Origin of the sequence: Actinoplanes sp. NPDC020271 (genome assembly GCF_044388125.1) — a bacterium.
Classification (GTDB): Bacteria; Actinomycetota; Actinomycetes; order Mycobacteriales; family Micromonosporaceae; genus Actinoplanes.
In genome coordinates, this window is record NZ_JBIRWQ010000004.1 from 502,997 (window position 1) to 528,594 (window position 25,598).

Sequence of the window (25,598 nt, forward strand, 5' to 3'; positions counted from 1 at the left end):
CCCCGGAAGGAAGTGACGCCCAAGATCAATAAAGGAGCATCGGGTGCCGGATCTAAAAGATCATCCGACCCTTGCGGACATTCAGGAATACGTCAGCAAACTCGAAGCCGAACGAGGCTTCGAGGGAAACACCTTGCAACAATCAGCCCTTCTACTGGGTGAGGAAGTCGGCGAGCTTTTCAAGGCTCTCCGCAAGGCGCAAAAAATGCCACTGGACAAGAATTCGATTGTCGGTAGCGTCGATGAGGAGCTTGCCGACGTGCTGATCTACATCTGCTCGATCGCCAACCGCTCCGGAATTGATCTAGAGCAGGCGTTCCGTGACAAGGAAGAAGTTAACAAGAAGCGCATCTGGGAGACGATCCAGGGGGGCTAGAAGCTCCCTGCCGAAGGGGGAGCAATGGGCGTGGCCACGGGGGTCTTCGTTGCGGCGGATGGCCCTAAGCGCAGCGGGAAAACGTCTGTCCTCGATATCGTTACGCCAATGCTAACAGTGGCCGGGCTCCAGGTATGCCACACTAAGGAGCCCACCGCCGCCTTCGATCTGACTCAAGAAGAATCTCATTCTGGGATAAATCTGGCCCGCCGCCTCGCAGACGACAGGGCGCAGCACATCGAGAGCACCATTCGACCGGCTCGGGAAGAGAACGATGTCGTCATTACCGATCGCTACATCGCTTCTTCGCTGGTCTTTCAGGTGCTTGACGGAGTGCCTTTCGATCAGGCGTGGGAACTGAACCGTGAGTTCCTTCTACCTGACCTCAACATCTTTGTCACCGCGAATGCGAAGTCCAGTCTTCGGCGGCGCCAAGAGCGCAACGCGAAGAACAGGACAACAAGACTGGAACGCGCCACTCAGACCGACAAAGAGGCCAGTCTCTACAAGACCGCGAAGACTTTCCTGGCCGCAAAAGGCGTTCACGTCGCCGACATCCCGAACGACGACGGCGAGCATCGCGGCAAGGACGGCGAGCGGCGGGCCGAGACCGCTACGGCGATAGCCGACCTCATCAAGAAAGCGTGCAACCAGTTCTCATGACCGACTCCCGCCTGCCCATCGAGCCGATCACGGACTCAGGCTCCGCCTTCGCCTTCCTGCTTGGTGTCCTGTTCAACCAGCAGATGCGAGCCGACCAGGCCTGGCGGGCACCACACCGTCTCGCCGAACGGATCGGAGACATCACGCCGGCTCACGTCCTAACGCTCGCGCCCGACGCCTTTGCCGCCAGGTTCGGCGAGGCGCCGGCCATCCACCCGTTCCGGAGCACCATGGCCGCAAGGGCATATGCGGCAGCCGAGCTGGTGGCCGCGCGGTACGACGGTGACGCACGGCGCATCTGGGCGGGCGCGACTGCCGACGAGTTCGTACGCCGCCTGCACGAATTCGAGGGTGTCGGTGAACGGAAGGCGCGCGTCGCTCTTTTCGTTGCCACTCGCCAGCTCGGCATCCACCTAGCCGGCGCAGCCGAGGGTTACTCGATCCGCGGCTGCGGCAGGCTCGCTGAGCTTTTCCACCCTCATCACGAACCTCTGCTCACCTGAGTTCCACGGACCTGCCCCGCCGCAAGGAGGAAACCGGTGACCAGCGCAACCATGCTCCCCGAAGTCCGGTTCGACGAGCGTGATCAGTGCTACAAAGCCGACGATGCCCTCGATGTCGGCGAGCTGGTGTCGTCGATGCACGTGCCGCTGTCGGCGACGTACCAACTCACTCGCGAATGCAACCTAGCGTGCGCCTACTGCTCGGAACCCCCGGGCATCAAGACGAGCACGCTGGAAATGCACAAGATGAAGATCGACAAGCTCGCCGGGATGCGCCGGATCATCCTCTCCGGCGGAGAGCCGATGGATTACCCGCACTTCTGGGAGGTCCTGGAGTACGTCCAGGGCAAGTTCGAGCTGATCGTCCTCTCCACCAACGCCACTCGGATCGAGGCGGACGAGGCGGCCCGACTCCGGGAGCTGGTGCACTACGTAGACGTGACCGTGGACGGCCCGCGCTACCAGCATCAACGCATCCGCGGCAGCTACGACGCGGTGATTGAGGGCCTGATGTGGCTCAAGCTCAACAAGATCCCGCTCTCGGTTATCTGCGTCTACATGCCGGCCGAGGAGATGGACCCGACGAATCTCCTCAAGCGTCCCCGCCCGACGAACCGCGACGTCATGCACTACATCGCCCAGCAAGGCGACATGCTCGGCGCAGTAAAGGTCAAGATCCTCACCCCCATCCCGAAAGGCCGCAGCGCGGGCTTCTTCGACGAGTTCGCGACCGGGCCGGAGATCGAGAACCTGGCCGAGTTCCTGGCGGCCGAGAAGAAGAAAAACGGCTGGAAGTCGCGAATTGTCATCTCCGACTGGATGAAGATCGGGCAGGGCCACGCCTGGCTCATCGAGCCGGACGGCCGGGTAATCGCAAGCCCGGTGTGGGACGAGCCGGAGTGCTACAAGCCGTTCGGCAACCTCACCACGCAAACCGCGGCCGAACTGTGGGACGCGTACCCATACAAGACCGAGCACCTGGCCAAGTACCTCGAACGGACGTTGATCGTCCGTTGATGTAGAGACCAACGAAGCGCCCGGACCACCCGGTTCGGAGGGCTCTTCCCCCTTGGCGCCTGTCGAGCCGGGTCAGCTTCAGCCCGTCGCCGCTCGCTGTCTGCGGCAACCCAGTGGGCGGGCTGAGGGCGACCGTCCCCCGGTCGCAAAGAAGGCCCGGACTGGGCAGCATCGTGGCGCTGCCAGGTCCCGTTCTCCCTGTATATCGAGGTGGTCAGTTCGACGGCGGGGGACGAGATCGTGGTCGTGTTCACGGCCTCGAAGATCCGCCAGATGGGCTACCCGGACCCGACCTTCATCGAGTGAGCCGGCCCGGCACCACACCGTTCGCCAGGATCGAAGAACCCCCCAACGGCCTGTCCGGCCCAATCGGGGTACCCGAGATCGCCGAGTGACATCGACCACTATCCATCGATATAGCCCGCGGCGACCAGCACACCACCGGCCGCCGGCAGTGCCGGCGGTCGTTACCGGAGGAGGTCGGCTCGCTGGAGCAGGCGTAGCCAGGCGTCGGTGAGTTCGCCCTTGTCGCGGCCCTTGCGGAAGCGCTGTTCCAGCAGACTCGGGCTCAGCACGAGAGCGACCAGCTCCGGATAGCGCGGCCCGAAGACCCACTCGGCGAAGAAGGTCGCCGCGTCCGGGGCGATCGGGTGGTGGACGTCCTCGACCTCCTCCCACTCGATGTTCCGCTGGAACCAGGCCCAGTCGTCGACGTAGTAGACATCGCCCTCGACCGGATCGAGGGAAATGCCTTCGCCTCCGCGGATGCCGAGGCGGCCTTCGGTCACCGACTGCCACGACCACATCTCCCAGCCGAGAGTGATCGGCATGGGCCGCAGCATCTCGATGCCGGGCAGCGCCTGCCAGCCCTCGATCGAGCGCAGTTCGTCGGGGCAGTCGAACCGGAAGAGCGGACCGGCGACCAGCTCGAACAGCCGGAACGCCGCCACCGCGGCCGCCGGCGCGGCCGCCGGGGCCTCCGGCAACTCCAGTGGTGGCCCGATCTCGACGGCCAGGTCCGCGCCGGCCGCCGCCGCGCGGCACCGCTCGACCCGGCTTCGCAACTCCTCCAGCACCCGGCCATTGTCGTCGACGGCTCCGGCGGGAGGGCGCAAGTGCTGGCGACGGCATTCACGCCCTTGGGGGTAAAAAATCGACATGTCCCGAAATCCCGCCCACACTCGAAAGTGAGACGACGCGGGAGGTGGATCATGTCACCGAGTTCTACCAACGAGGCGCGGTATTCCGGTTATCGCGACGGTTCCGAGCGCTTCCGCAACACCGATGAGCGCGACGCCTGGGCGGCGGCCGAGGCCATGATGGAACAGGCTCGGGCCATGATGCGCGAGGCCGAGAACGCACTGGAGACCTGGAAGACCGGCAAGGAGATGAACCGGTTGCGCTGCGAGCGCCGGGGCATCAGCCCGACCGACGCGGAGATCCGGTGGTCGGCGACGACGACCGCGAAGAACGCGATCACGAACAACAACTTCTACGTTTCGCTGGCGAGCATGTATTACGGGGCGGCCGCGGCCAACTACTCACGCGCGCTGTATCTGCGCAGTCGGGGCGCGCACATGTGAGAGCGGCCATCGACCGGGGACGGAAACCCGTGGAGCGGCTCGGCCGGCGCGGTCAGGCCGAACCCCACCCTCCGGGGCGGTCGACACGACGTACCGAATAGAAATGGGCCCGGCGAAGAACCGAAGATCAGCGCTCGGGGTTGGGAACGTCGTGCTCGGCGACGGGTGTCGTGTCCGGCCGCTGCGGCGCAGCCTGGGCGGGACTCACCGGGGTCGCGAGCGCGAGCCCGAGGACCGCGCCGGCCCCGATCAGCTTGAGGCCCGCGAGGGCAACCTGGCGACGATCCGACTTCTCCATGAACAGCTCCTCCACCTGCGGCGGGTCCCCACGATGCCACGGCAACCTGAGGGATCCCTGTGTCAAAGCGCTCCGGACGGGCACCATTGATCGGGTGGAGACCGCGACCGAGACCGAACGCAAATATGACGTATCCGAGTCCTTCGAGCTTCCGGACCTGACCGGTGCGGCGGGCATCGTGAAGGCCGGCGGCGCCGAGACCCACGACCTCGACGCCACCTACTTCGACACCGATGACCTGCGGTTGATGAAAAACCGGCGAACTCTGCGGCGGCGTGAGGGTGGCCACGACGCCGGCTGGCACCTGAAGACGCCCGCGGACGGCGACGGCCGCAAGGAGCACCGGCTGCCCGGCGACGGCGACCAGGTGCCCGACGAGCTGCGCGCCCTGGTCCGCAGCATCGTGCGGACCAGGCCTCTGGAGCCGATCGCCCGGCTGCGGACCCATCGCGTCGAGACCCCGCTGCGCGACAAGAAGGGCCGCACACTGGCGCTGATCGCGCAGGACCAGGTCCGCGCCGAGTCCGGAAACGATCACAGTTCCTGGCAGGAGGTCGAGGTCGAGCTCGTCGACGGTGACGAGCGGGTCCTCGACGCGGTCGAGAAGCTGCTGCTCCAGGCCGGCGCGACCCCGGCCGCGGGGCCCTCCAAGGTGGCGCGGGCGCTCGCCGGCCGCCTCCACGCGAAACCCCGCAAAGAGAAGATCAACCCCGTTGCCCGGTACGCCCGCGAGCAGCGCGACGCCATCGCCGAGCACGATCCCGCCGCACGCCGCGGTGAGGAGGAGGCGGTGCACAAGATGCGCGTCGCCACGCGGCGGCTGCGCAGCACCCTGAAGAGCTTCCCCCGCTGGTTCCCGGGCGAGGAGACCGCCGCCCTGGGTGACGAGTTGCGCTGGCTGGCCGGGGTGCTCGGCGCGGTCCGCGACCCGCAGGTGCTGGAGGTGAAGCTGCTCGCCGGCGTCGAGGAGTCCGGCCCCGAGTTCATCCCGGCCGCGCAGCGCATCCGGGCGGCCCTGGAACACCGGGTGGCGAAGGGCCGCGAGGAGCTGAACGTCGCCCTGGAGTCGGACCGCTACCTCGCCCTGCTCGACGCGATCGACACGCTCGTCGACCAGCCGCTGCCGGACGCCGGCGACCCGGCCGAGCGCGCCCGCAAGGTGCTCGCCAAGGCCGACGACCGGCTCGACACCGCGGTGGCCGGCGGCGTCGACGAGGAACTGCACGAGGCCCGCAAGAAGTACAAGCAGGCGCGGTACGCGGTCGAGGTGCTCGCGACCGATTCCGGCAAGCCGGCCAAGCGGCTCGTGAAGGCGCTGACCGATCTGCAGGACGGGCTCGGCGCCCACCAGGACTCCAGCATCGCCAGGGAAACGCTGCATGAAATCGGGCCGGACAGTTTCCATTTCGGCGTTCTCTACGGTCGACAGGAAGCAGTGGGTAAGGAGACTCTCATCGCAGTTCCCGCGCTGGTGCGGGCGTCGCGGCGTAAGAAGGTCCGTCGTTGGCTGGTGAAGGCGTGAGAGATGAGCACTGAGACCGAGCAGTTCGAAGAGGCGGTCACCCACCCCTATCAGGGTCCGATCGCCGAGCTCACCGGATATCGGGTGGTGGACGACGAGGACGACGATCCGCGGCTGCTGAAAGCCGACGGCACCCCGGTGGACACGTGGCGGGAGGATTATCCGTTCGACGAGCGCCTCTCCCGCGCGCAGTACGACCACCACAAGCGTCTGCTCCAGATCGAGCTGTTGAAGCTGCAGAACTGGTGCAAGGACACCGGCGAGCGGCTCGTGATCCTCTTCGAGGGCCGGGACGCGGCCGGCAAGGGCGGCACGATCAAGCGCTTCATGGAGCACCTCAATCCGCGAGGTGCGTCCGTGGTCGCGCTGGAGAAGCCGAACCAGCGCGAGAGCACCCAGTGGTACTACCAGCGCTACATCAAGCACCTGCCCTCGGCCGGGGAGATCGTGCTCTTCGACCGCTCCTGGTACAACCGGGCCGGCGTCGAGCGGGTCATGGGCTTCTGCACCCGCCAGGAGTACCTGGAGTTCCTCCGCCAGACCCCGGAGCTGGAGCGGATGCTCGTCAACTCCGGCATCAACCTGGTCAAGTTCTGGTTCTCGGTGACCCAGAAGGAGCAGCACACCCGCTTCGCGATCCGGCAGGTCGACCCGGTCCGGCAGTGGAAGCTCTCGCCGATGGACCTGGAGTCCCTGGACAAGTGGGACGACTACACCGAGGCCAAAGAGGCGATGTTCTTCTACACCGACACCGCCGACGCCCCGTGGACCGTGGTGAAGAGCAACGACAAGAAGCGCGCCCGCCTCGAGGCCATGCGCCACGTGCTGTCCCGCTTCGACTACGAGGGCAAGGACGCGGAGGTGGTCGGCTGCCCCGATCCGCTGGTCGTCGGCCCGGCCTCCCTCGCGGTGGAATCCACCGATACGTCCCCGCACGTATTCCCGAAGCTTTAGTGATTCAAAACCGTTGGCGCGTTCGGCGGCGGGTGGATAACGTGGCCGTACACGTGAAGGGAGGTGGTCCGAAGTTGTATAGCAACGGGACTCGTGAGGTGGCTGTCCGCTAGCCGCTGTCCTTGACAGCTTCGTTTGAGCGTCGAGACCGTGTGGCAGCGGCCCGGCGAGTACCAGACAGCCACCCGACCCCCGGGGATCCGGCCTTGTCCGACCGGACCTTCCACACATCAGTGCGGGAGGAAGTCCCCGGGGGTCGCTTTATCCACGGGGTCTTCCATGCGCGAGCTCGTCGTCCTGGGCACGGCCAGTCAAGTGCCGACCCGGCACCGGAACCACAACGGTTACCTGCTGCGCTTCGACGACGAGGTGATCCTCTTCGACCCGGGCGAAGGCACTCAGCGCCAGCTGCTCCTGGCCGGCCTGCCGGTCACCCCGATCAAACGGATCTGCATCACGCACTTCCACGGCGACCACAGCCTCGGCCTGCCCGGCATCCTGCAGCGCATCTCGCTCGACCGGGTGCCACACCCCGTCGCGGTCCACTACCCGGCCGGTGGCCAGGAATTCTACGACCGGCTCCGGCACGCCACCAGCTACTGGGACAACGCCGACATCCTGCCGTCACCGGTCGGCGCGGGCTTCCTCACCGAGACCTCCGCCGGGCACCTCACGGCCCTGCCCCTGAAACATTCGATCGAGGCGTACGGGTATCGCCTCACCGAACCCGACACCCGCCGAATGCTGCCGGAGCTGCTGACCGCGCACGGCATCAGCGGGCCCGCCATCGGCGAACTGCAGCGGACCGGCCACCTCGGCCCGGTCACGCTCGACCAGGTCAGCGCGGCCCGCCCCGGCCAGAGCATGGCCTTCATCATGGACACCGGCCTGTGCGACAACGTGTACACGCTGGCCCAAGGCGTGGACCTGCTGGTGATCGAATCAACGTTCCTCGCCGAGGATGCCGCGATGGCCGCCCAGGTCGGCCACCTGACCGCCGGCCAGGCCGCCGCGGTCGCGCGCGAGTCACAGGCGCGGCACCTCGTTCTGACGCACTTCTCGCAGCGCTATCCGGATCCGTCACGGTTCCTGGAAGAAGCGCGCAAGGAGTTCGACGGTCCGATCACGGTCGCCGAGGACCTGATGCGGGTGCCGTTCCCGGCCCGTCGCTGACCGGGACGGCCCTCCGGCGGGGCTAGCCTCGTGCTCATGGCCGTCCTCCTGCGCTCCGCGACCGAGTCCGATCCGATCCGCGTCGGTGCCCTGCACCAGCGCTCGCGGCTGGCCGCATACTCGGGCTTCATCCCGGCCGACGTGCTGGCGGCGCGGACAGCCGAGTCGTTCGGTGAGTGGTGGGCCGAACGGTTCCGCTGGGAGCAGGACACCCACCGGCTGACCATCGCTGAGGACGACGGCGAGGTGGTCGGCTTCACGTACATCGGGCCGAGCGAAACTCCCGGCGCCGCCGAGCTCTACGCGATCCACGTCGAGCCGTCCCGGGTCGGCACCGGCGTCGGGCGCGAACTCATGATCCGAGCCCTGGCCGACCTTCCCGCGATCGGCGGCGACCGGGCCGTTCTCTGGGTCCTGAGCGAGAATCACGGCGCTCGGACGTTCTACGAGAACGGCGGCTGGAAGCCCGACGGCGAGACCCGGACCGAGCCGATCAACGGCGTCCCCGTGCCCCAGCTCCGCTACACCCGGCCGCTGTGACCCGGCTACTGCTCCATCACGGGATACAGCACTCAGCGCCGGCTCGCGACTCCTGGCTGGCGCTGAGGGACGGTTTTGAAGAGCGGAAACAGCCCGCAGCGTCAGCTCACGGCCCTCGACTGGCGCTCACAGCTGGATCCGAAGCGTAGAAACGGCCCTGCGGAACGGCCAACCGGTCGCGGGCGCACGAGGCTTGGAGCGCGTCGGGCGGCGCGGCGGCGTCGTGGGTTTTGCGGTCTCGAGGCGGGCGTCGCGGTGACGCAACAGGCGTCGCGGCGTCGGGACGGGCGGCGCGGTGTGTCGGCACGGCATGTCGGCGCCGTGTGTCGGCGCGGTGTCGACGTGGGCTTTGCGGTCTCGGGGGTTCGGGTTGACCGCGACCACCCACGGACGTCGCCCTGGAGGGCTGAGCGTTTTGGCCGGCCACGGCCTGCTCAGCCCGTAAGGGCCCCCGCGGGAGCGACGGCCCGGACCACAGCGAAGCCAGGACCTCAAGAATTTGATCTTGAGAAGTAGCGATGCCAGAAACCGCTGGTTGGGCGGGAGCGCGCGACCGAGTGAATGCGGGGGAACCTGTGGTCACGCACTCCCGCCAACCGCCCCGCCGGAGAACCGGTGCGCCTGGCCGGAGGCGCGGATCAGCGGAGGCGTGCCGATCCGTGGGCCGGTTCTTCGAGCGGGCTTGGGCGCGGGAATACCGGAGCGCTGGCGGGGCGCCCCGGCGTCACCGCCGGGAGACGTTCGCCGGGCCGGGAAGCCAAGTCTTGCCGGGGGACGGTCAAGCTCGTCGGCGACGTCTGGGTCCGTGTTTCAGTCGGCGTACCTCCGATGATTGTGGTATCGGCCGCGGTCGGTCATGGCGGCCGGCAGGCTGTTCAGGTCGTGGCGCAGGGTCCAGGCCTCGCGCCACGGCCGGCGGGAAACCGCGTCGGCGCGTTCCGCGAGGCGGCGCGCCGAGCAGGGCCAGTGCCATCCACACCAGACGCAGTTGCCTCTGCGGTCGGCAGTGTTGTGCCGCCCGAGCATTGTCTGCGCGTCCCGCCACAGCAGGCGGTCCACGATGTCGGCAGGCGCCGCCTCGTCGACGTCGACCATCCCCTACCCCTTCGTCCGGGAGTGGCTCATAGCTCCGTCACGACACATACAACCGCACCCACCGCTCCCCTGGTCGGACTGAGTGTGCGATTGTGGCGACTATCCGTAATCGCAGATGTCCATTGTGTTCCGCCGCGGTTTGCGCCGACGGCAGACGATCCACCGGCATCAACCTCACGCGACCCGTTGTCGACCTGGGCATGAACACCGGCGAATCAGAGGCACTCGATGCCTACAGCCGCATCGTGACCGGTGTAGCCGCCCGTCTCCTGCCTTCGGTGGCGGCTCTTTCGATGTGCGGCAGCGCCGGCTCCGCGGTCACTTTCACCGACAACGGTTTCCTGTTGACGAACGCGCACGTCATGGCCGGCGCCACGACCGGTTCGGCGGCGTTCGCGGACGGGGTCGACACCCCGTTCGACGTGGTGGGCGCGGACGCGCTCGCCGTGGTCCGGGTGCATCATCCGGGTGCTCCGGCCGCACCGCTCGGCGATGCCGACGACCTGCTCATCGGCCAGCTGGTGGTGGCGGTCGGGAATCCGATGGGGCTGGCCGGTTCGGTGACCGCGGGCGTGGTGCCCGGGCTGGGCCGTTCGCTTCCGGCCCGGGACTGCTGCGACGTGACGCGCTGGTCGACGTGGTGGCCCTTCCCGCCGAACTGCGCTGACCCGCACCTTGCCGGGGCGTTCGGGAAAAACGCCCCGGCGGGATGTCACCTGCGGCGCCCTAGCTGAGGTGGGTCAGCAGGTCCTGGCGGGTGAGGACGCCGGCCGGCTTCCCGTCGACCAGGACCATCGCGGCGTCGGCCTTCTCCAGCAGCGCGACCGCCTCGCTGACCGGCTCGCCACCACCGATCATCGGCAGGGAGTCGCCCATGTGCCGCTCGATCGTGTCGTGCAGGTGGGCCTGGCCGGTGAAGAGCGCGTCCATCAGCGCCTTCTCCGAGATCGAGCCGGCCACCTCGCCGGTGACGACCGGCGGCTCGGCTTTGAGGACGGGGAGCTGGCTGACCCCGTACTCCCGCATGTAGTCGATGGCGTCGCGCACGGTCTCGGTGGGGTGGACGTGGACCAGGGGCGGGATCTCGGGGCCCTTGGCGGCGAGCGCGTCGGCGACGGTCGGGGCGTCGCCGGCGGCACGGAGGAACCCGTACCGCGCCATCCACTTGTCGTTGAAGATCTTGGAGAGGTAACCGCGGCCGCCGTCGGGCAGGAGCACCACGACCACGTCGTCCGGGCCGGCTTTGCGGGCGACCTCGAGCGCGGCCACGACGGCCATCCCGCACGAGCCGCCGACCAGCAGACCTTCCTCGCGGGCGAGGCGACGGGTCATCTCGAACGAGTCCGAGTCGCTGACCTCGATCACCTCGTCGGTCACCGAACGGTCGTAGGCGGTCGGCCAGAAATCCTCGCCGACGCCCTCGACCAGGTACGGCCGGCCGGTGCCACCGGAGTAGACGGAGCCTTCCGGGTCCGCGCCGATGACCCGTACGCCCGGGCTCTGCTCTTTGAGGTAACGCCCGACACCGCTGATCGTGCCGCCGGTGCCGACACCGGCCACGAAGTGGGTGATCTTGCCGTCGGTCTGTTCCCAGAGCTCCGGACCGGTCTGCTCGTAGTGCGAGCGCGGGTTCGCCGGGTTGCTGTACTGATCCGGCTTCCACGCGCCGGGAATGTCCCGGGTCAGTTTGTCGGAGACGTTGTAGTAGGAACGCGGGTCCTCGGGGGCCACCGCGGTCGGGCAGACGACGACCTCGGCCCCGTAGGCCCGAAGCACGTTCTGCTTGTCCTCGCTGACCTTGTCGGGGCAGACGAAGACGCACTTGTAGCCCCGCTGCTGCGCCACCAGGGCCAGGCCGACCCCGGTGTTGCCGCTGGTCGGCTCGACGATCGTGCCACCGGGCTTGAGCAGCCCCGCGGCCTCGGCGTCCTCGACCATCCGCAGGGCGATCCGGTCTTTCACCGAACCGCCGGGATTCATGTATTCGACCTTGGCCAGCACGGTGGCGCTGATGCCTTCGGTCACGCTGTTCAATCGGACCAGCGGGGTGTTGCCGATGATCTCGACCACGTTGTCGTAATAGCGCACGCTTCAGCGTACGACGACGGGCTTCACCGTTCTCTCCCACTCCAGGAACCGCTCCGTCTCACTGAGCACCGTCCCGGCCAGCCAGGTCACCATCACGGCGTCGTCGATCAGACCGAAAACCCAGAGAAAGGCCTCAGGTACGGCGTCGATCGGCGAGACGACATACGCCGTGGCGGCCGCCATGAGGGCGACGCGCATCCCGCCGTCGTACTCCCCCTTGGCCGTCGCCTTCAGCATCCGCGGCAGCGCCGAGAGACGCTTGCTCAGCGACGGCCCGCCTCGGGCGCCCGACATCAGTGCCTTGCCGAGTGCGGTGAACGCCGCCGCACGTTTCAGAGTTTTGGCCATGTCTGTTCCCCTTTCCGCAACTCAAGCATGACCTGGGTACGCCATGATTGCCTCCCACGGCCACGAGTCAAACTCTCGTCGCGGTGACCTGGCCTTTCGTTCTGGTGATGCAGGCCACTCGCCGGGGCGCGTTAGCCTCGAATCCCGACGCCAGGTGCCGATCTTGGCCGTGCCGGACCGCTCCCGCCACCCCGGGACGCGTACGCCGGGCCGGATGGTTCCCTTCGGATGACAGCGAGGGAGACTGTGAACAGCACTGTTGTCCACTTCCGTGGACTGAGCTCAGAGGATCGGCAACGGATCCGCACGGCCGGCCTCATCGCCGGTTCGGTCACCGGTGCGCTCGCCGGCGTGACCGCTGTCTCCGCCGGCCTGCTGCTGCGGCAGGCCGCCGACGCCCGCCGGATCATCCCGATGGCCGAGGCACCCCCGCCCCGTGGCGACGGCGTCTACGGCGCGAAATTCCCCGGCAAGCCGCTCAGCCTGGTCATCCTCGGTGACTCGTCGGCGGCGGGATACGGCGTGCACCGCCCCCGGGAGACGCCCGGCGCGCTCTTCGCCACCGGGATCTCCCGCCGCCTGCACCGCCCGGTCAGCCTGCGCCGGTTCGCCGTGGTCGGCTGCGTCTCGTCGGGCCTGCCCTGGCAGGTCGACGCCGCCCTGGAACACGCGCCCGAACTGGCGATCATCCTCATCGGCGGCAACGACGTCACACACGTCTCGGCGCGGGAGGAAGCGGTCCGGCACCTCGGCGACGCGGTGCGCCGGCTGCGCGAGGCCGGGTGCAAGGTCGTCGTCGGCACCTGCCCGGACATCGGGGCGATCCAGCCGATCAAACCGCCGCTGCGCTGGCTGGCCCGCCGCTGGAGCCGGCAGCTCGCCGCCGCGCAGACGGTCGCGGTGGTCGGCGCGGGCGGGCGCACCGTCTCGCTCGGCAACCTGCTCGGCCCGATGTTCGAGGCCGATCCGGTGCGGATGTTCGGCTCCGACCACTTCCACCCGTCGGCCGAAGGGTATGCCCGGGCCGCGGCCGTGATGATGCCGACCGTGATGGCCGCGCTGGGGGAGGACACCCGGCCCGCCGTCCCGGTCGCCGAAGGGGTCCGCACGCTGCCGGAAGCCGCGGACGAGGCGGTTCGCGCGCCGGGCACCGAGGTCAGCCCGATCAAGGCCGGTGGCCGGTGGGCGCAGTTGCGCCGGCACCCGTGGTTCGGGGAGTCGCGGCACTGGTTCGGACACCACGGGCATCACGGGTCGCAGCCCGGCGCCCCGGACGCGGTTCCGGCCCCGGGCTGAGCCGGCGTCCGGGCAGCCGGTCGCGTCCGGGCGGAGCGCCGCATGCGTTGCGGGCCGTAGGGTAGAAGACAGAAGGATCATCGAAGTCGGCGGTACGCAGGGAGGCGGGACATGGCTGGGCTGCCGGAACGACTGACCAAGGCCGCGGCCACGAGCCTGCTCGCCGGTGCGCTGGGCGGTGCCGCCCTGCTCGCCGGTGAGGTGCTGGCTGCCAAGGCCCGCCGCTATGCGAAGCCCACGATGGGCCTGGCTCTGCGTACCTCGATGGGCCCGCTCACCGCTCCGCCGCTGCGGCTGGTGCTGCTCGGCGACTCGGCCGCGGTCGGCGTCGGGGTGGAGTGGCTCTCCGACACGGTCGGCGGCCAGCTCGCCCGCCTGCTGGCGGACGGCACTCCGGAGGCCGGCCGGCGGCACGTGCTGCTCTCCAGCGTCGGTGTCGCCGGGTCCCGGTCGTCCGACCTGGCCACCCAGGTCGCCCGGGCCCTGCTCGGCGCGAAACCGGACGTGGCGGTGGTGCTGATCGGCGCGCACGACGCCACCTCGGCCCGCGCGCCGGAGGAGGCGGCCGGTCACCTCGGCCAGGCCGTCCGGCGGCTGCGGGCAGCCGGCGTCCAGGTGGTCGTCGGCACCTGCCCCGACCTGGGCGCGATGCGGTCGATGGCCCCGCCGCTGCGGCAGATCGCCGGGGTGCTCGGCCGCCGGATCGCGCGGGCGCAGACCGCCGCGGTCACCGAGGCCGGCGGCGTCGTGGTCGACCTGGGGGCGGAGACGGGCGCGGTGTTCCGGGCCGATGCCGGGACGCTGTGTTACGACGGCTTCCACCCCTCCGCGGACGGCAACCGCGTCTGGGCGCATGCGCTCTACCCCGCCGTGGCGAAAGCCGCGTTGAGCGGAGTCTGAGGAGTGTGACCAATCCACACTTCCGACCATGTTACCGATGAGTAAACTGGCGGGATGCCGGAAGCTGTCATCGTTGCCACTGCCCGCTCCCCGATCGGCCGCGCCCACAAGGGCTCGCTGAAGGATCTGCGCCCCGACGACCTCACCGCCACCATCGTCGACGCCGCGCTGAACAAGGTGCCCGAGCTCGACCGCACCCTCATCGAGGACCTCTACCTCGGTTGTGGCCTGCCCGGTGGTGAGCAGGGCTTCAACATGGCCCGCGTGGTCGCCACCAAGCTCGGGCTGGACGGGCTGCCCGGCGCCACCATCACGCGGTACTGTTCGTCCTCGCTCCAGACCACCCGGATGGCGTTCCACGCGATCAAGGCGGGCGAGGGCGACATCTTCGTCTCGGCCGGTGTCGAGACCGTGTCCCGCTTCGCCCGCGGCAGCTCCGACGGCCTGCCCTCGGCCGCGCAGGAACTCGTCGGCGGCGGCTGGCAGAACCCGATCTTCGACGAGGCGCAGGCCCGCACCGTGGCCACCGCGTCGAACGGTGGGACCTGGCACGACCCCCGCGAGGACGGCTCGCTCCCCGACATCTACATCGGGATGGGCTACACGGCGGAGAACCTGGCGCAGATCAAGAACGTCTCCCGCGAGGAGATGGACGAATTCGGCGTACGGTCGCAGAACCTCGCCGAGAAGGCCATCGCCAACGGGTTCTGGGAGCGCGAGATCACGCCCGTGACGCTGCCCGACGGCACCGTGGTGTCGAAGGACGACGGCCCCCGCCCGGGTGTCAGCCTCGACGCGGTGTCGCAGCTCAAGCCGGTGTTCCGCCCCGACGGCCGGGTCACCGCCGGCAACTGCTGCCCGCTCAACGACGGCGCCGCCGCGGTCGTGATCATGAGCGACACGAAGGCACGCGAGCTGGGTCTCACGCCGCTCGCCCGGATCGTCTCCACCGGTGTCACCGCCCTCTCGCCCGAGATCATGGGGCTCGGCCCGGTCGAGGCGTCCAAGCAGGCCCTCAAGCGCGCCGGCATGACCATCGACGACGTCGACCTGGTCGAGATCAACGAGGCGTTCGCGGCGCAGGTCATCCCGTCGTACAAGGACCTGGGCATCCCGCTGGAGAAGCTGAACGTCAACGGCGGAGCGATCGCGGTCGGCCACCCGTTCGGCATGACCGGCGCCCGCATCACCGGGACCCTGATCAACTCGCTGAACTGGCACGACAAGTCGATCGGCCTGGAAACCATGTGCGTCGGCGGGGGCCAGGGCATGGCCCTCGTCATCGAACGCCTCAGCTGAGGCGTTCCGGCCGCCCGGGCCCGGTGCTCCGCCGAGCGCCGGGCCCGTCCCGTGCCGGGGTACGCTCGCCGGATGTCCGACTTCGCGGCGTCGATCGACCGGCTGCTCAACCAGGTCCGGCACTGGGAAGAGTCCCGATGGGCGGCCTCGAAAGGCCACAATTCAAAGGCCGATTTGACGTACGGGTTGGTCCAGCACCTCGCCGACCTGGCAGCAGCGGCCGAGGGCCGGGCGCCGCGTGAGGTGCCCCGCCTCCACGACCTGGTCCTGCCCGACCAGCTGCGGGTGGTCGCCGACGACTTCGTGAACGCCGACCCGGCCCCGCCGTTGCTCACCCAGGCCACCACCGCCGTCGAAACCCTCCGCGCCGCCCTCTGACCCAGCGCCGTCACTCACCGGTGCCCCGCGTCAGACCCGTCGACGCCGGCCGGCCGCGCTACCTCAGGGCTGATCCGTCACGGGAAGACCGAGACCGATCAGCCCCTCCACCGGCCGGAACCCGAGCGACCGGTACAGCGCGAGGGCCGGCGTGTTCGCCGGCTCGGTCTGCAACGAGATCCGGATCGCCCCCGCCGCCCGAGCCTCGGCAACAACCTGATCCAGGAGCGCTCGCGCAGCACCACTCCGGCGGCATTCAGGACGAACGAACACGTCCCGTACGGCCCAGAACTCCCCCAACCGCAGCGAAGCCGGCATCACCGCCGCGGTCAGGAACCCGGCCGCGCGCCCGTCCTGCTCCGTCACCCATGCCCGCAGCCTGTCACCCCGCAGCTGCACCGAAAGCCACTCCGCCGTCCGCGCCGGCTCGGCCGCCTCCCCGTAGTGCACCCGGTACTCGTCGAACAACCCCACCAGCCCTCGAAACCCGGCCTCGCCGACCCCGACCCTCACAACTGTCACTGCCACCCCACCATCCTCCGCCCGGAACGCAGCGGCCCCAGCCTCCACCCCGACCGCCAGAGCACCCCTGAGCGCCAGCCGACAACACCTGGCCGGCCATGTGAGGTCCCGCCCACCGGCCGAAGCCCCTCTGGTCGCCGGCCGGCAACGCCCGGCTGGGTTTCCGGGGTCTCTCACGACCGCGTAATCAGTGCTGACTACGCGCTTGTTGGTGCGGCTCCAGCCGGGGCGGCGCGCCGGCGGACGTGACTCCGAGTCGGGGTTGGGTTTGGGGTTGGGGTGAGCTTGACCCGCCACGGACGTCGCCCTGGAGGGCTTCGCGTTCAGGGCCGGCCACGGCCCTGCGAAGCCTGTAAGGGCCCCCGCGGGAGCGACGATCCGGACCACAGCGGAGAGGGGACATGAAGCATTTGAATCTGATCTTGATTTGCGTCAAGGAACTCCGCGATCAGACCGAGACATCGCAGTGGAATGCCCGATGAATACAAAAACGACGCCCGGACCGCTGGGAGCGGGCCGGGCGTCGGTGAGGCGGGGGCAACGCCCGGACCGCGGGGAGTCGGGCCGGGCGTTGCGGGTTGCGGACGCGGCCGGCGAACCGTCAGTCGCGCCCTGCGAAGCGCGTCAGTCGTCGCCCTGGAGGTAGCTGAGCAGGCGCAGGATCTCGATGTAGAGCCAGACCAGGCCGACCAGGATGCCGAACGCAGCCGTCCACGAGTACTTCCGGGGGAGGCCGGCGCGGACGCCCTCCTCGATCTCGTTGAAGTTGAGGATGAAGCTGAGCGAGGCGACGACGATGCAGACCAGGCTGAAGATGTAGCCGAGCGGACCGTTGTCGCGCAGGCCGGTGTTGACGTCGAACAGCGCCAGCACGAAGTTGATCAGCATGACGCCGAAGAGGCCGGCCATCACCGAGATCATGATGCGCTGGAACTTCGGCGTGGCGCGGATGACGCGGGCCCGGTAGAGCGCCGCCATCAGGAAGAAGACGCCGAAGGTGGCGACCACTGCCTGCAGGACGATGCCGTCGTAGCCGAGAATGGTCTCGAACGCCTTGCTGACCATGCCGACGAAGACGCCCTCGACCACCGCGTAGGCGATGACGAGCGGCGGGCTGGCGATCCGCATGAACGAGATGACCAGGCCGAGCACGAGGCCGACCATCGCCGCCGCGATCCACGCGACGCCGGTCAGCTCGACGGGGATGAGGTTCCACGCGGCGATCGCGGAGATGCCGGTGATGCCGAGCAGGGTGACGGTCTTGACGACGACGTCGTCGACGGTCATCGGCTGCACAGCGGGCGGGGCGGCGGGGTAGCCCTCAGCGGTCGGGTACGGCTGACCGTAGCCCGGCTGACCGTAACCCGCGCCGGCCGGTCCGTATGGCCCGTACCCAGACGTACGCTCCCGCTCGGCCGCCTGGCCGAGGCGCGAGAGCACCGGGTTAGAAGTCTTCACTGTGTCCAGCCTCCCTTGAGGATCGGCACAACAATGCCTGTCGTTCCAGGGTAAGCGCTACGCGCCCGAAGTGCCGCTCTCCGGAGCTGTGAGCAGGCTGAAAATGACATCCGTCATGGGTTTCCGAGCAGGGCCGGTGGTAGTCGGAGCCGACATGACGGCCGAAAGACGAAACGGCCGCGACGGAGAGTCGCGACCGCTTCGCTATGTGTGTGCCCGGGGCGGGTCTCGAACCCGCACGCCTGTTAGGGCAGCCGCTTTTAAGGCGGCCGTGTCTGCCATTCCACCACCCGGGCGGGCCTGCGAACACCGTAGCTGGTGCCGCCCGGGTCGTGGAGAACGGCCTGACGTCAGCGCGAGGCCGAGGCCACCTTCTCCTCGGACTTCTCCTCCGCCTTCGGCTTCGGGGCGACCGGCGGGGTCACCTCGAGGAACTCTTCACGCGGGCGGTGCAGCTGGCCGAGGGCCACGGTCTCGCGCTTGAGCACGAAGGCCAGCACCCAGTCGGCGAGGACGCGGACCTTGCGGTTGAACGACGGGATCCGGCTGACGTGGTAGAAGCGGTGCATCAGCCACGCCGGGTAACCCTTGACCTTGATGCCGTAGACGTGCGCGACACCCTTGTTGATGCCCAGGCCGGCGACGCCACCGACGTGCTTGTGCCGGTACTCCGTGGGGGCACCGCCGAGGATGACCTGGCGGATGTTGTCGGCGAGCACCTTCGCCTGGCGGACCGCGTGCTGCGCGCTCGGCGAGCACCAGCCACCCGGGTTGGTCAGGTCGGGGACCTGAGCGCAGTCACCGGCGGCCCAGGCACCCTCGAGCACCTCGCCCTCGAGCGTGGCGATCTGGAGGGTCGGCAAGCAGTTGACGTGACCGCGCGGGCCGAGCGGCAGGTCGGTCTGCTGCAGCATCGGCGACGGCTTGACACCGGCCGTCCAGACCAGGGTCTCGGCGCGGAACGAGTCACCGTCGGAGAGCTCGATCTTGCCGTCGACGCACGAGTTCAGGAACGTGTCGAGACGCATGTCCACACCGCGGGCGGCGAGCTGACGGGCAGCGTAAGCACCCATCTCCGGCCCGACCTCGGGGAGGATCCGGTTCGTCGCCTCGACGAGGATGAAGTGGACCTCCTTCGGGTCCAGCTCCGGGTAGTACTTCAAGGCGTCGGCGACCACGTCCTGCATCTCGGCGAGCGCCTCGATGCCGGCGAAGCCACCGCCGACGAAGACGAAGTTCAGCGAGGCCTTGCGCACCTCCGGGTCCGGCGTCACGGCGGCGACGTCGAGCCGGTCGAGGATGTGGTTGCGCAGGTAGATGGCCTCACCGATGGTCTTGAGACCGATACCGATCTCGCTGAGGCCGGGGATCGGAAGAGTCCGCGAGACGGAGCCGGGCGCCACGATGATGTGGTCGTAGGCCATCTCGTAGGAGGGGCCGTCGATCGGCTGGATGGTCACGGTCTTGCTGGCGTGCTCGACCTTGGTGACCTCACCGGAGACGATGCGGCACTTCTTCAGCTCACGGCGCAGCGGCACAACGGCGTGGCGCGGCGAGATGCTACCGGCCGCTGCCTCGGGCAGGAACGGCTGATAGGTCATGTGCGGCACGGGGTCGATGACAACGACCTCGGCATGGTTCCGGTTCAGCTTCTTGGAGAGGCGAAGGGCCGTGTAAAGCCCGACGTGCCCAGCTCCTACGACGACTATGCGCGGCGGATTCACGCCCCTATTCTCGCGCGCGGCGGGCAGTTCATGCGTCGTTCTGTGACCATCGCAACCTTGAAAGTCAAGTGTCTAAGGACACATAAACTGCCCAGAATTCAGGTTCGCCTGGTAAGGCGAACCAGAATTACCGTCACTCCTGTCGCAGCAGCCAATCCCACCAATGTCGCCAATTGGAACGCATCGCCACCAAGGTCCTCGGTGAGACCGAGAGCGAGCACCGTCAACACGGCGGAGATCAGCACGACGACCAGCGCCCGCCCGAGCCAGAGACCCGGCACGTCGAGGTTGACCACACCGTCGTACGGCAGGACCGCCGCCAGCGCGGTAAGTGTGTGACCGAGATAGAGCAGCGTGGCCAGTGTGACGACCCGCCACAGCGCGATCCGCGAGTCGTAACCGGCGGTGTCGACGATCCAGCCACCCACCGTGACCAGCGCGGCGAACGTGGCGCTCCGGCCCCGCGGGGCGAACGCCGGCCAGACCGCGATCACCAGCAGCGGCACGACGAACTGGCTCGCCACCAGCTCGATCGGCCAGGCCACGACCATCGCGAACACACCGGCGAGCGCGATGCCACAACGCACCAGCACCGGTACGACGGTGGCCCGCCGCACCACGGTGGGGATCCGGCTCAGTCGCCGGAGCAGTCCGGTCAGCACCGTCAGCGCCCCCTCGGCGCGGCGGCCATCCGGGCCACGTCGCGCAGGACCAGGTCGAGACTGCCGGCGCCGGCCCACGTGACGACCGGCACACCGTGCTCGCGGAGCCGGCCCAGCACGTTCTCCCGCTCGATGCGCCACAGCCGGGTGGCGAACGGGGTCCACTGGTTACGGACCGGCGGGGCGGTCTCCTCGGGCAGGGTGTCGACCGCGACGACGAAACGGCCGGCCTGGGTGAGCTGGGCCAGCATGTCCGCGGCGCGCGGGTCGATCAACGGAGTGAGGACCACGACCAGCGCGGACGTCGAGATGTGGTGGGCGCCGAGGACCGGCTCGTAATCCTCCTCGACCGGGTCAGCGCGCACGTCGAGCAGCCATTCCAGGACGGTGAGGTACTGCCGGCGGCCGGACGCGGCGCGCAGCCGGCGGGCGGTCGCCCCGTACTCCAGCAGCGACACGCGGTCGCCGCGGTGCAGGTAGTGCTCGGCGACCGCGGCGGCGGCGCGGACCGTGGTGTCCAGCACCGACGCGCTGCCGCGGACACCGCCCGAGCGGCCCACCTCGCCGAGCAGGTCGAGCAGGAGCAGCACCTCGGCGTCGCGGTCGGACAGGGTGGAGGCGACGTGCAGGTCACGGGTGCGCAGCGACACCCGCCAGTCGATGCGGCGCAGCCGGTCACCGGGAGCGAACTGGCGCACGCCGGCCAGCTCGCCGCCCTCGCCGAGCCGCCGCGAACGGTGCGCGCCGACCAGACCGGCGGCGGCCGGCATCGCCTCGGTCGCCTTGAACGGCTCGGTGGTCGGGTAGACGCGGACACCACGGGCCGGGGTGACGACCGGGCGGCAGGCCAGCAGGCCACCGCAGGCCGCCGCGCGGGCCGCGGCCGGCCCCACGTCGTGCCGGCCCCAGCGCAGCGCCTCACCGGGCAGGTCGATCGCGGCCCAGCCGTCGGACGGGACGGTGATCGCGAACGGGCGGTCGGCGTGCTCCAGGCGGAGCCACGGAGAGACCTTCGTACGGACGACGACCAGGTCGTACCCGAGTGCGTCAGCGTTGGAGACGGTCAGCCCGGCCTGGACCGTCCCGCCCTCGACCAGGTACGTCTCGTCGGCCGTGATCGTCACCTCGGGCACCGACTCCGGCCGCCGGCGCAGGTGCAGCGCCGCCCCGATCGCGAACGGCGCGGCCAGCAGCACCAGGTCGACCCGGCCCAGCGCCACCCCGAGCAGCAACAGCAGCCCGGTGAGCAGCACCGAACGGCCGAGCGCACGGGTCGGCGCCCAGCTCGGAGCGGCCGGTTCAGTCATGCCGCGCGTACGTGGGAAGCGCCCCGCTGGCCGGGGCCGGCACCGCGCTGAGCACCTCCTGCACCACGAACGACGGGTTCACCTGACGCAGCCACATCTCCGGGCGCAGCGTGATCCGGTGCGCCAGCGCCGGCACCGCGACGTCCTTGACGTCCTCGGGCACGACGTAGTCCCGCCCGGCCATCGCGGCCCGGGCGCGAGCCAGGAGCAGCAGCGCCAGCGAGCCACGCGGCGACGAGCCGACCAGCACCGCGTTGTGCTCACGGGTGGCGGCGGCCAGCGACACGATGTAACGGCCGATCGAGTCCTCGACCGTCACCGCCTCCAGCGCGGCCTGCATCACCTGCAGCGTGCGGGCGTCGACGACCGGGGCGAGCTGGGCCTCCTCCTGCCGGCGGGACATCCGCCGGCGCAGCACGTCCCACTCCTCCTCGGCGGTCGGGTAACCGAACGACACGCGGAGCATGAAGCGGTCGAGCTGAGCCTCGGGCAGCGGGTACGTGCCCTCGTACTCGATCGGGTTGGCGGTGGCCAGCACGTGGAACGGCGGGTCCAGCCGGTAGGTCACACCCTCGACCGACACCTGCTTCTCCTGCATCGCCTCGAGCAGGGCGGCCTGGGTCTTCGGCGGGGTGCGGTTGATCTCGTCGGCCAGCAACATGTTCGTGAAGACCGGGCCGGCCCGGAACGCGAAGTCACCCTTGCGCTGGTCGTAGAGGAACGAACCGGTCACGTCCGCGGGCAGCAGGTCGGGGGTGAACTGCAGCCGCCGGAAGTCCAGCCCGAGCGCCTGCGCGAAGGAGCGCGCGGTCAGCGTCTTGCCGAGCCCGGGCAGGTCCTCCAGCAGGACGTGCCCACCGGCCAGGATGCCGGCCAGCACCATCTCCAGGGCCTCCCGCTTGCCGACCACGACGCTGTTCACGGCGTCGAGGACGGCTCCGGCCAGGCGCCCGACCTCGAACGGGGGGAGGGCCTGTACGCCTGTCTGCGTCACCGGCGCACCTTTCTCACAGTCGTTCCATCGCTTGTACGTACGTCTCCAGGTCCCGCGTCTTCAGCCCGCGCCGGCCCGGGTCGGAAAGCACCGACCAGGCCTGTTCGCCGAGCAGCTCACGGGCACGGGCCGGGTCACCGGCCCGGGTGATGCCATGCCGCAACCGCAGGCGCTCGTCGGCGAGTTCGCCGAGCACCGGCAAGACGTTACGCGCATAGGTGTCCGACTCGGAGTGCGCCTTGTCGAGAGTTCGCTCCCAGCGGCGCACTGTGGCACGCAACGAGTCGGTCGCGCGAGCCGACGCGCTGCTGCCCGCGGCACCACCGCGGAACGCGCGGGGCGGGCGAACCGCCGAGGCCGCGATCGTGACCACCCGCAGGCCGGTCAGCAGGGCGACGACCAGCAGCAGCGGGGCGTGCACCGAGCCGGCCCGCAGCGCGGCGACGACCACGACGGTGGCGGCGGCGATCAGGATCACGTTGCCGGCCACCCGGACGGCCGGTGAGCGACGGCGCCGCGGCTTCGGCGCCGGCTCCGCGGACGCGGGCGCCGTCATCTCGAAGAGCTCGCCCAGTCCCCCGTAACTCATGCCGCCACCTCCGCTGCGCTCCGGCGTCGCCACGAGTTCTGGACTGAGCCCGATGATTCACTCGCAAGCTCGCTCATGCCGCCACCTCCGCTGCGCTCCGGCGTCGCCATGAGTTCTGGACTGAGCCCGATGATTCACTCGCAAGCTCGCTCATGCCGGGACCCCCGCTCCCAGGTCGGCCCGCAGGCGTTCCAGAGCGTTACGGGCCTGGAGCCGCATCCGGTCGTCGACGGTGTGCGTGGCGTACCGCGCCTCCCGGTACACCTCCATCAGCGCGGCCAGCACGGCCGCGTCCACCTGCTGCTCGGCCAGCAGCCGGCCGACCAGGTCGGTCGGGCTGTCGCCGGGATGTCTCGGGGTGCCGGCCTCGGCCGCCGCCTGCTCCAGCCGCACCCAGCAGGCGATGACCGCACGGCGCGGGTCCCGGTCGGCGTCGGAGAGTTCCTCCAGGCCGGCGTCGAGCGCGGCGACCAGGTCCTCCGCGGTGTTACCGGCGCGGCGCGGGTCACGGCGCCCGGTCCGGTTCCGGCGGCGGCGGTTCACGTCGCGCAGCAGCGCCCAGGTGAGAACCGCCACCATGCCGATCACCAGGACGGTGAGCAGCACGACCGTGACCGTGCCGATCCAGTCGGGCAGGCCCTGGGCGGCCTCGACCGGGGCGGGTGTCCCCTCCGGCGCGGTCGGGTTCGGGGTGGGTGGCAGCAGCGGCGCCTGCGTCGTGGGCGTGGCCGCGCGCGGGGTGATCCGGTCCAGCTGGGGCGCGGACCGGGTCGCTGCCAGCGAAGTCACGAAGAGCAGCGCGATGACGGCGACCAGAGGCCACCAGCGACGCAGTTGTGCAAGGTCCATACGGGCTGTTCAGATCCGTGACTCGAAACGGGATTCGGACACGCGCATCATGCCAGGCCCGCCAGAGCCTTGGCACGAGTGAACACCGCGTCGAGCATGTCGGGGGTGAGCCGGCCGGTGAACGTGTTCTGCTGGCTGACGTGGAAACACCCGAGCACCGGGGGTACGCCGGGCAGGCTGACCTCGGCTCCGTGCCCGAATTTGGGACGCGGGACGGGCGGGTTCACGCCGTACGCCGATCGCATGGCCGGCCACCAGGCGGCCCAGGCGAAGGCACCCAGGGCGACCACGACGCGGAGGGTGGGAGTGATCATTTGCAGTTCCCGGCGGATCCAGGGCGCGCAGGTGTCCCGTTCCTCCGGTGTGGGCTTGTTGTCCGGCGGGGCGCAGCGCACCGCCGCGAAGATCCGGGTGTGCCGCAGCTCCAGGCCGTCGTCGGCGGAGACACTGGTCGGCTGGTTGGCGAGGCCGGCCCGGTGCAGGGCGGCGAAGAGGACGTCCCCGGAGCGGTCGCCGGTGAAGATCCGGCCGGTGCGGTTGCCGCCGTGCGCGGCCGGCGCCAGGCCGAGGATCGCGATCGACGCGTCGGCGGGGCCGTAGCCGGGGATCGGACGGCCCCAGTACTCCTGGTCCCGGAAGGCGGCCCGCTTGACACGTGCGACCTCGGTGCGCCACTCGACCAGCCGTGGGCAGGCAAAACAATCCGCGATGCGGGCGTCGAGCACGCTCAGCGACGCGGCCTCGGCCGCCTGTGCGACAACCATTTCCGGCGTACGTGGTGAGGACTCCGACGGTTGCACCGGATCAGCACAACATCTGGGCCGCGTCGTGGTGCAACCGGGGGCGGCGTTCCAGGCCCGGAACGCCGCCCCCGATCAGGTCCCGCCGCGGATCAGGCCTTGGCCTTCACGCAGAGCAGGTACTTGTCGTCCGCACCGGTCGGGCTGGACAGGATCGCCGGGTCCTTGTCGGCCTCGGTGAAGAACGAGTCGCAGGCCTTGCTGTTCACGTCGTCGACGCCGGGAACCTTGCCGACGACCACGAACTTGGCCTTCGAGTTCGAGCAGTCGACGACGTCGGCCTCGGTCTCGGTCTCCTTGTCGGAGAGCTTCTCGCTGACCGAGATGCAGTCGCCGACCTTGGCGTCCTTGGTCGGGTCGGAGCTGAGCGCCGAGCGCAGGCCGATCTTGATCACGGCGATCACGATGATGATCGCGATCACGCCGAGGATGCTGAGGATCCGCTTGCCGGCCGACTTCTTCGGGGCCGGCTGCAGCGGGGCCGGCGGCGGGAAGCCCGCGGCGCCGGGCGGCGGGTAGCCACCGGGGGCACCGGCACCGGGCGGCGGGTAACCACCGGGGGACCGGCACCGGGCGCCGGGTAACCACCGGGGGCACCGGCACCGGGCGCCGGGTAACCACCGGGCGCGCCGGCGTTCGGCGGCGGATAGGCACCAGGCG

The 25,598-nt window shown here is 69.5% G+C and carries 29 protein-coding genes and 1 tRNA gene; 14 read left to right on the forward strand and 16 right to left on the reverse strand.

Annotated features, from left to right (window positions below):
• Window positions 1-43: 43 nt before the first annotated feature.
• From ACH442_RS12470 to ACH442_RS12485, 4 genes are read left to right on the forward strand one after another with little or no spacing between them, the layout of a single operon-like run.
• A complete protein-coding gene (locus ACH442_RS12470; protein WP_396338043.1) occupies window positions 44-376 on the forward strand; it encodes a MazG nucleotide pyrophosphohydrolase domain-containing protein in 333 nt (110 codons plus the stop codon).
• Window positions 377-400: 24 nt separating this feature from the next.
• Window positions 401-1,039, forward strand: coding sequence for a dTMP kinase (locus ACH442_RS12475; RefSeq protein WP_396338044.1), 639 nt, complete (start codon window positions 401-403; stop codon window positions 1,037-1,039).
• Window positions 1,036-1,542, forward strand: a complete 507-nt coding sequence (locus ACH442_RS12480) for a hypothetical protein (protein ID WP_396338045.1) — start codon at window positions 1,036-1,038, stop codon at window positions 1,540-1,542. Before ACH442_RS12475 ends, ACH442_RS12480 begins: the two co-directional genes overlap by 4 nt.
• Window positions 1,543-1,578: 36 nt before the next feature.
• A complete protein-coding gene (locus tag ACH442_RS12485) occupies window positions 1,579-2,559 on the forward strand; it encodes a radical SAM protein (protein WP_396338046.1) in 981 nt (326 codons plus the stop codon).
• 467 nt (window positions 2,560-3,026) lie between these two features.
• Here ACH442_RS12485 and ACH442_RS12490 read toward each other — a convergent pair whose 3' ends face one another.
• Entirely contained in the window at window positions 3,027-3,635 is a 609-nt protein-coding gene (locus ACH442_RS12490; protein ID WP_396338047.1) for a hypothetical protein, read from the reverse strand.
• A gap of 135 nt (window positions 3,636-3,770) precedes the next feature.
• Here ACH442_RS12490 and ACH442_RS12495 point away from each other — a divergent pair, with 135 nt between their 5' ends.
• Complete coding sequence (locus ACH442_RS12495) at window positions 3,771-4,142, forward strand: hypothetical protein (RefSeq protein WP_396338048.1); 372 nt, start codon at window positions 3,771-3,773, stop codon at window positions 4,140-4,142.
• A 127-nt stretch (window positions 4,143-4,269) separates the two neighbouring features.
• Here ACH442_RS12495 and ACH442_RS12500 read toward each other — a convergent pair whose 3' ends face one another.
• Window positions 4,270-4,440, reverse strand: a complete 171-nt coding sequence (locus tag ACH442_RS12500) for a hypothetical protein (RefSeq protein WP_396338049.1) — start codon at window positions 4,438-4,440, stop codon at window positions 4,270-4,272.
• Window positions 4,441-4,534: 94 nt separating this feature from the next.
• On the opposite strand from ACH442_RS12500, the gene ACH442_RS12505 reads away from it, so the two are divergent.
• The 4 genes from ACH442_RS12505 to ACH442_RS12520 all read left to right on the forward strand — a co-directional run bounded on the left by ACH442_RS12505 (window position 4,535) and on the right by ACH442_RS12520 (window position 8,629).
• Window positions 4,535-5,962 carry a CHAD domain-containing protein gene (locus ACH442_RS12505; protein WP_396338050.1) on the forward strand — a complete coding sequence of 476 codons (1,428 nt, stop codon included), beginning with the start codon at window positions 4,535-4,537 and terminating at the stop codon, window positions 5,960-5,962.
• Between the two features lie 3 nt (window positions 5,963-5,965).
• Window positions 5,966-6,916 carry a polyphosphate kinase 2 gene (gene ppk2, locus ACH442_RS12510; protein ID WP_396338051.1) on the forward strand — a complete coding sequence of 317 codons (951 nt, stop codon included), beginning with the start codon at window positions 5,966-5,968 and terminating at the stop codon, window positions 6,914-6,916.
• Between the two features lie 279 nt (window positions 6,917-7,195).
• Window positions 7,196-8,089 (forward strand): ribonuclease Z, encoded by an 894-nt coding sequence (locus ACH442_RS12515; protein ID WP_396338052.1) that lies wholly within the window; start codon window positions 7,196-7,198, stop codon window positions 8,087-8,089.
• A gap of 36 nt (window positions 8,090-8,125) precedes the next feature.
• Window positions 8,126-8,629, forward strand: a complete 504-nt coding sequence (locus ACH442_RS12520) for a GNAT family N-acetyltransferase (RefSeq protein ID WP_396338053.1) — start codon at window positions 8,126-8,128, stop codon at window positions 8,627-8,629.
• An 810-nt stretch (window positions 8,630-9,439) separates the two neighbouring features.
• Here ACH442_RS12520 and ACH442_RS12525 read toward each other — a convergent pair.
• On the reverse strand, window positions 9,440-9,724 hold the full coding sequence (locus ACH442_RS12525) for a hypothetical protein (RefSeq protein WP_396338054.1): 285 nt from the start codon (window positions 9,722-9,724) through the stop codon (window positions 9,440-9,442).
• Between the two features lie 278 nt (window positions 9,725-10,002).
• On the opposite strand from ACH442_RS12525, the gene ACH442_RS12530 reads away from it, so the two are divergent.
• On the forward strand, window positions 10,003-10,458 hold the full coding sequence (locus tag ACH442_RS12530; RefSeq protein WP_396338055.1) for a S1C family serine protease: 456 nt from the start codon (window positions 10,003-10,005) through the stop codon (window positions 10,456-10,458).
• Here the strand turns inward: ACH442_RS12530 and ACH442_RS12535 are convergent.
• Entirely contained in the window at window positions 10,451-11,812 is a 1,362-nt protein-coding gene (locus ACH442_RS12535; protein ID WP_396338056.1) for a cystathionine beta-synthase, read from the reverse strand. The two genes, ACH442_RS12530 and ACH442_RS12535, sit on opposite strands and share 8 nt — an antisense overlap.
• Window positions 11,813-11,815: 3 nt before the next feature.
• Window positions 11,816-12,160, reverse strand: a complete 345-nt coding sequence (locus tag ACH442_RS12540; protein ID WP_396338057.1) for a YkvA family protein — start codon at window positions 12,158-12,160, stop codon at window positions 11,816-11,818.
• A 246-nt stretch (window positions 12,161-12,406) separates the two neighbouring features.
• On the opposite strand from ACH442_RS12540, the gene ACH442_RS12545 reads away from it, so the two are divergent.
• From ACH442_RS12545 to ACH442_RS12560, 4 genes are all read left to right on the forward strand, one after another.
• On the forward strand, window positions 12,407-13,456 hold the full coding sequence (locus tag ACH442_RS12545) for an SGNH/GDSL hydrolase family protein (RefSeq protein WP_396338058.1): 1,050 nt from the start codon (window positions 12,407-12,409) through the stop codon (window positions 13,454-13,456).
• A gap of 111 nt (window positions 13,457-13,567) precedes the next feature.
• Entirely contained in the window at window positions 13,568-14,356 is a 789-nt protein-coding gene (locus tag ACH442_RS12550) for an SGNH/GDSL hydrolase family protein (protein WP_396338059.1), read from the forward strand.
• Window positions 14,357-14,410: 54 nt separating this feature from the next.
• On the forward strand, window positions 14,411-15,655 hold the full coding sequence (locus ACH442_RS12555) for an acetyl-CoA C-acetyltransferase (RefSeq protein WP_396338060.1): 1,245 nt from the start codon (window positions 14,411-14,413) through the stop codon (window positions 15,653-15,655).
• Window positions 15,656-15,727: 72 nt separating this feature from the next.
• Window positions 15,728-16,033, forward strand: a complete 306-nt coding sequence (locus tag ACH442_RS12560; protein ID WP_396338061.1) for a hypothetical protein — start codon at window positions 15,728-15,730, stop codon at window positions 16,031-16,033.
• A 63-nt stretch (window positions 16,034-16,096) separates the two neighbouring features.
• Here ACH442_RS12560 and ACH442_RS12565 read toward each other — a convergent pair whose 3' ends face one another.
• From ACH442_RS12565 to ACH442_RS12615, 11 genes are all read right to left on the reverse strand, one after another.
• Window positions 16,097-16,555, reverse strand: coding sequence for a GNAT family N-acetyltransferase (locus tag ACH442_RS12565; RefSeq protein WP_396338062.1), 459 nt, complete (start codon window positions 16,553-16,555; stop codon window positions 16,097-16,099).
• A 624-nt stretch (window positions 16,556-17,179) separates the two neighbouring features.
• Window positions 17,180-18,013, reverse strand: coding sequence for a Bax inhibitor-1/YccA family protein (locus tag ACH442_RS12570; RefSeq protein ID WP_396338063.1), 834 nt, complete (start codon window positions 18,011-18,013; stop codon window positions 17,180-17,182).
• Window positions 18,014-18,226: 213 nt separating this feature from the next.
• Window positions 18,227-18,309: transfer RNA gene (locus tag ACH442_RS12575), tRNA-Leu, on the reverse strand.
• Between the two features lie 54 nt (window positions 18,310-18,363).
• A complete protein-coding gene (locus tag ACH442_RS12580) occupies window positions 18,364-19,737 on the reverse strand; it encodes an NAD(P)/FAD-dependent oxidoreductase (protein ID WP_396338064.1) in 1,374 nt (457 codons plus the stop codon).
• A 98-nt stretch (window positions 19,738-19,835) separates the two neighbouring features.
• The gene (locus ACH442_RS12585; RefSeq protein WP_396338065.1) at window positions 19,836-20,399 is read right to left on the reverse strand and encodes a hypothetical protein; all 564 of its coding nucleotides are present in this window, start codon (window positions 20,397-20,399) and stop codon (window positions 19,836-19,838) included.
• Window positions 20,400-20,401: 2 nt separating this feature from the next.
• Window positions 20,402-21,706 (reverse strand): DUF58 domain-containing protein, encoded by a 1,305-nt coding sequence (locus ACH442_RS12590; RefSeq protein ID WP_396338066.1) that lies wholly within the window; start codon window positions 21,704-21,706, stop codon window positions 20,402-20,404.
• On the reverse strand, window positions 21,699-22,700 hold the full coding sequence (locus tag ACH442_RS12595) for an AAA family ATPase (RefSeq protein WP_396338067.1): 1,002 nt from the start codon (window positions 22,698-22,700) through the stop codon (window positions 21,699-21,701). The genes ACH442_RS12590 and ACH442_RS12595 overlap by 8 nt, the downstream gene beginning before the upstream one ends.
• 13 nt (window positions 22,701-22,713) lie before the next feature.
• A complete protein-coding gene (locus ACH442_RS12600) occupies window positions 22,714-23,289 on the reverse strand; it encodes a hypothetical protein (RefSeq protein ID WP_396338068.1) in 576 nt (191 codons plus the stop codon).
• 150 nt (window positions 23,290-23,439) lie between these two features.
• On the reverse strand, window positions 23,440-24,138 hold the full coding sequence (locus tag ACH442_RS12605) for a DUF4129 domain-containing protein (protein WP_396338069.1): 699 nt from the start codon (window positions 24,136-24,138) through the stop codon (window positions 23,440-23,442).
• Window positions 24,139-24,185: 47 nt separating this feature from the next.
• Complete coding sequence (locus ACH442_RS12610) at window positions 24,186-24,902, reverse strand: uracil-DNA glycosylase (protein ID WP_396338070.1); 717 nt, start codon at window positions 24,900-24,902, stop codon at window positions 24,186-24,188.
• Between the two features lie 128 nt (window positions 24,903-25,030).
• A complete protein-coding gene (locus ACH442_RS12615) occupies window positions 25,031-25,360 on the reverse strand; it encodes a hypothetical protein (protein WP_396338071.1) in 330 nt (109 codons plus the stop codon).
• Window positions 25,361-25,598 lie beyond the last annotated feature (238 nt).

Coding starts and splice junctions, on each gene's coding strand:
- ACH442_RS12475 (WP_396338044.1), top strand. CDS start 401: ATGGGCGTGGCCACGGGGGTCTTCGTTGCGGCGGATGGCCCTAAGCGC.
- ACH442_RS12480 (WP_396338045.1), top strand. CDS start 1,036: ATGACCGACTCCCGCCTGCCCATCGAGCCGATCACGGACTCAGGCTCC.
- ACH442_RS12495 (WP_396338048.1), top strand. CDS start 3,771: ATGTCACCGAGTTCTACCAACGAGGCGCGGTATTCCGGTTATCGCGAC.
- ACH442_RS12500 (WP_396338049.1), bottom strand. CDS start 4,440: ATGGAGAAGTCGGATCGTCGCCAGGTTGCCCTCGCGGGCCTCAAGCTG.
- ppk2 (WP_396338051.1), top strand. CDS start 5,966: ATGAGCACTGAGACCGAGCAGTTCGAAGAGGCGGTCACCCACCCCTAT.
- ACH442_RS12515 (WP_396338052.1), top strand. CDS start 7,196: ATGCGCGAGCTCGTCGTCCTGGGCACGGCCAGTCAAGTGCCGACCCGG.
- ACH442_RS12520 (WP_396338053.1), top strand. CDS start 8,126: ATGGCCGTCCTCCTGCGCTCCGCGACCGAGTCCGATCCGATCCGCGTC.
- ACH442_RS12525 (WP_396338054.1), bottom strand. CDS start 9,724: ATGGTCGACGTCGACGAGGCGGCGCCTGCCGACATCGTGGACCGCCTG.
- ACH442_RS12540 (WP_396338057.1), bottom strand. CDS start 12,160: ATGGCCAAAACTCTGAAACGTGCGGCGGCGTTCACCGCACTCGGCAAG.
- ACH442_RS12550 (WP_396338059.1), top strand. CDS start 13,568: ATGGCTGGGCTGCCGGAACGACTGACCAAGGCCGCGGCCACGAGCCTG.
- ACH442_RS12555 (WP_396338060.1), top strand. CDS start 14,411: ATGCCGGAAGCTGTCATCGTTGCCACTGCCCGCTCCCCGATCGGCCGC.
- ACH442_RS12560 (WP_396338061.1), top strand. CDS start 15,728: ATGTCCGACTTCGCGGCGTCGATCGACCGGCTGCTCAACCAGGTCCGG.
- ACH442_RS12590 (WP_396338066.1), bottom strand. CDS start 21,706: ATGACTGAACCGGCCGCTCCGAGCTGGGCGCCGACCCGTGCGCTCGGC.
- ACH442_RS12600 (WP_396338068.1), bottom strand. CDS start 23,289: ATGAGTTACGGGGGACTGGGCGAGCTCTTCGAGATGACGGCGCCCGCG.
- ACH442_RS12605 (WP_396338069.1), bottom strand. CDS start 24,138: ATGGACCTTGCACAACTGCGTCGCTGGTGGCCTCTGGTCGCCGTCATC.
- ACH442_RS12610 (WP_396338070.1), bottom strand. CDS start 24,902: ATGGTTGTCGCACAGGCGGCCGAGGCCGCGTCGCTGAGCGTGCTCGAC.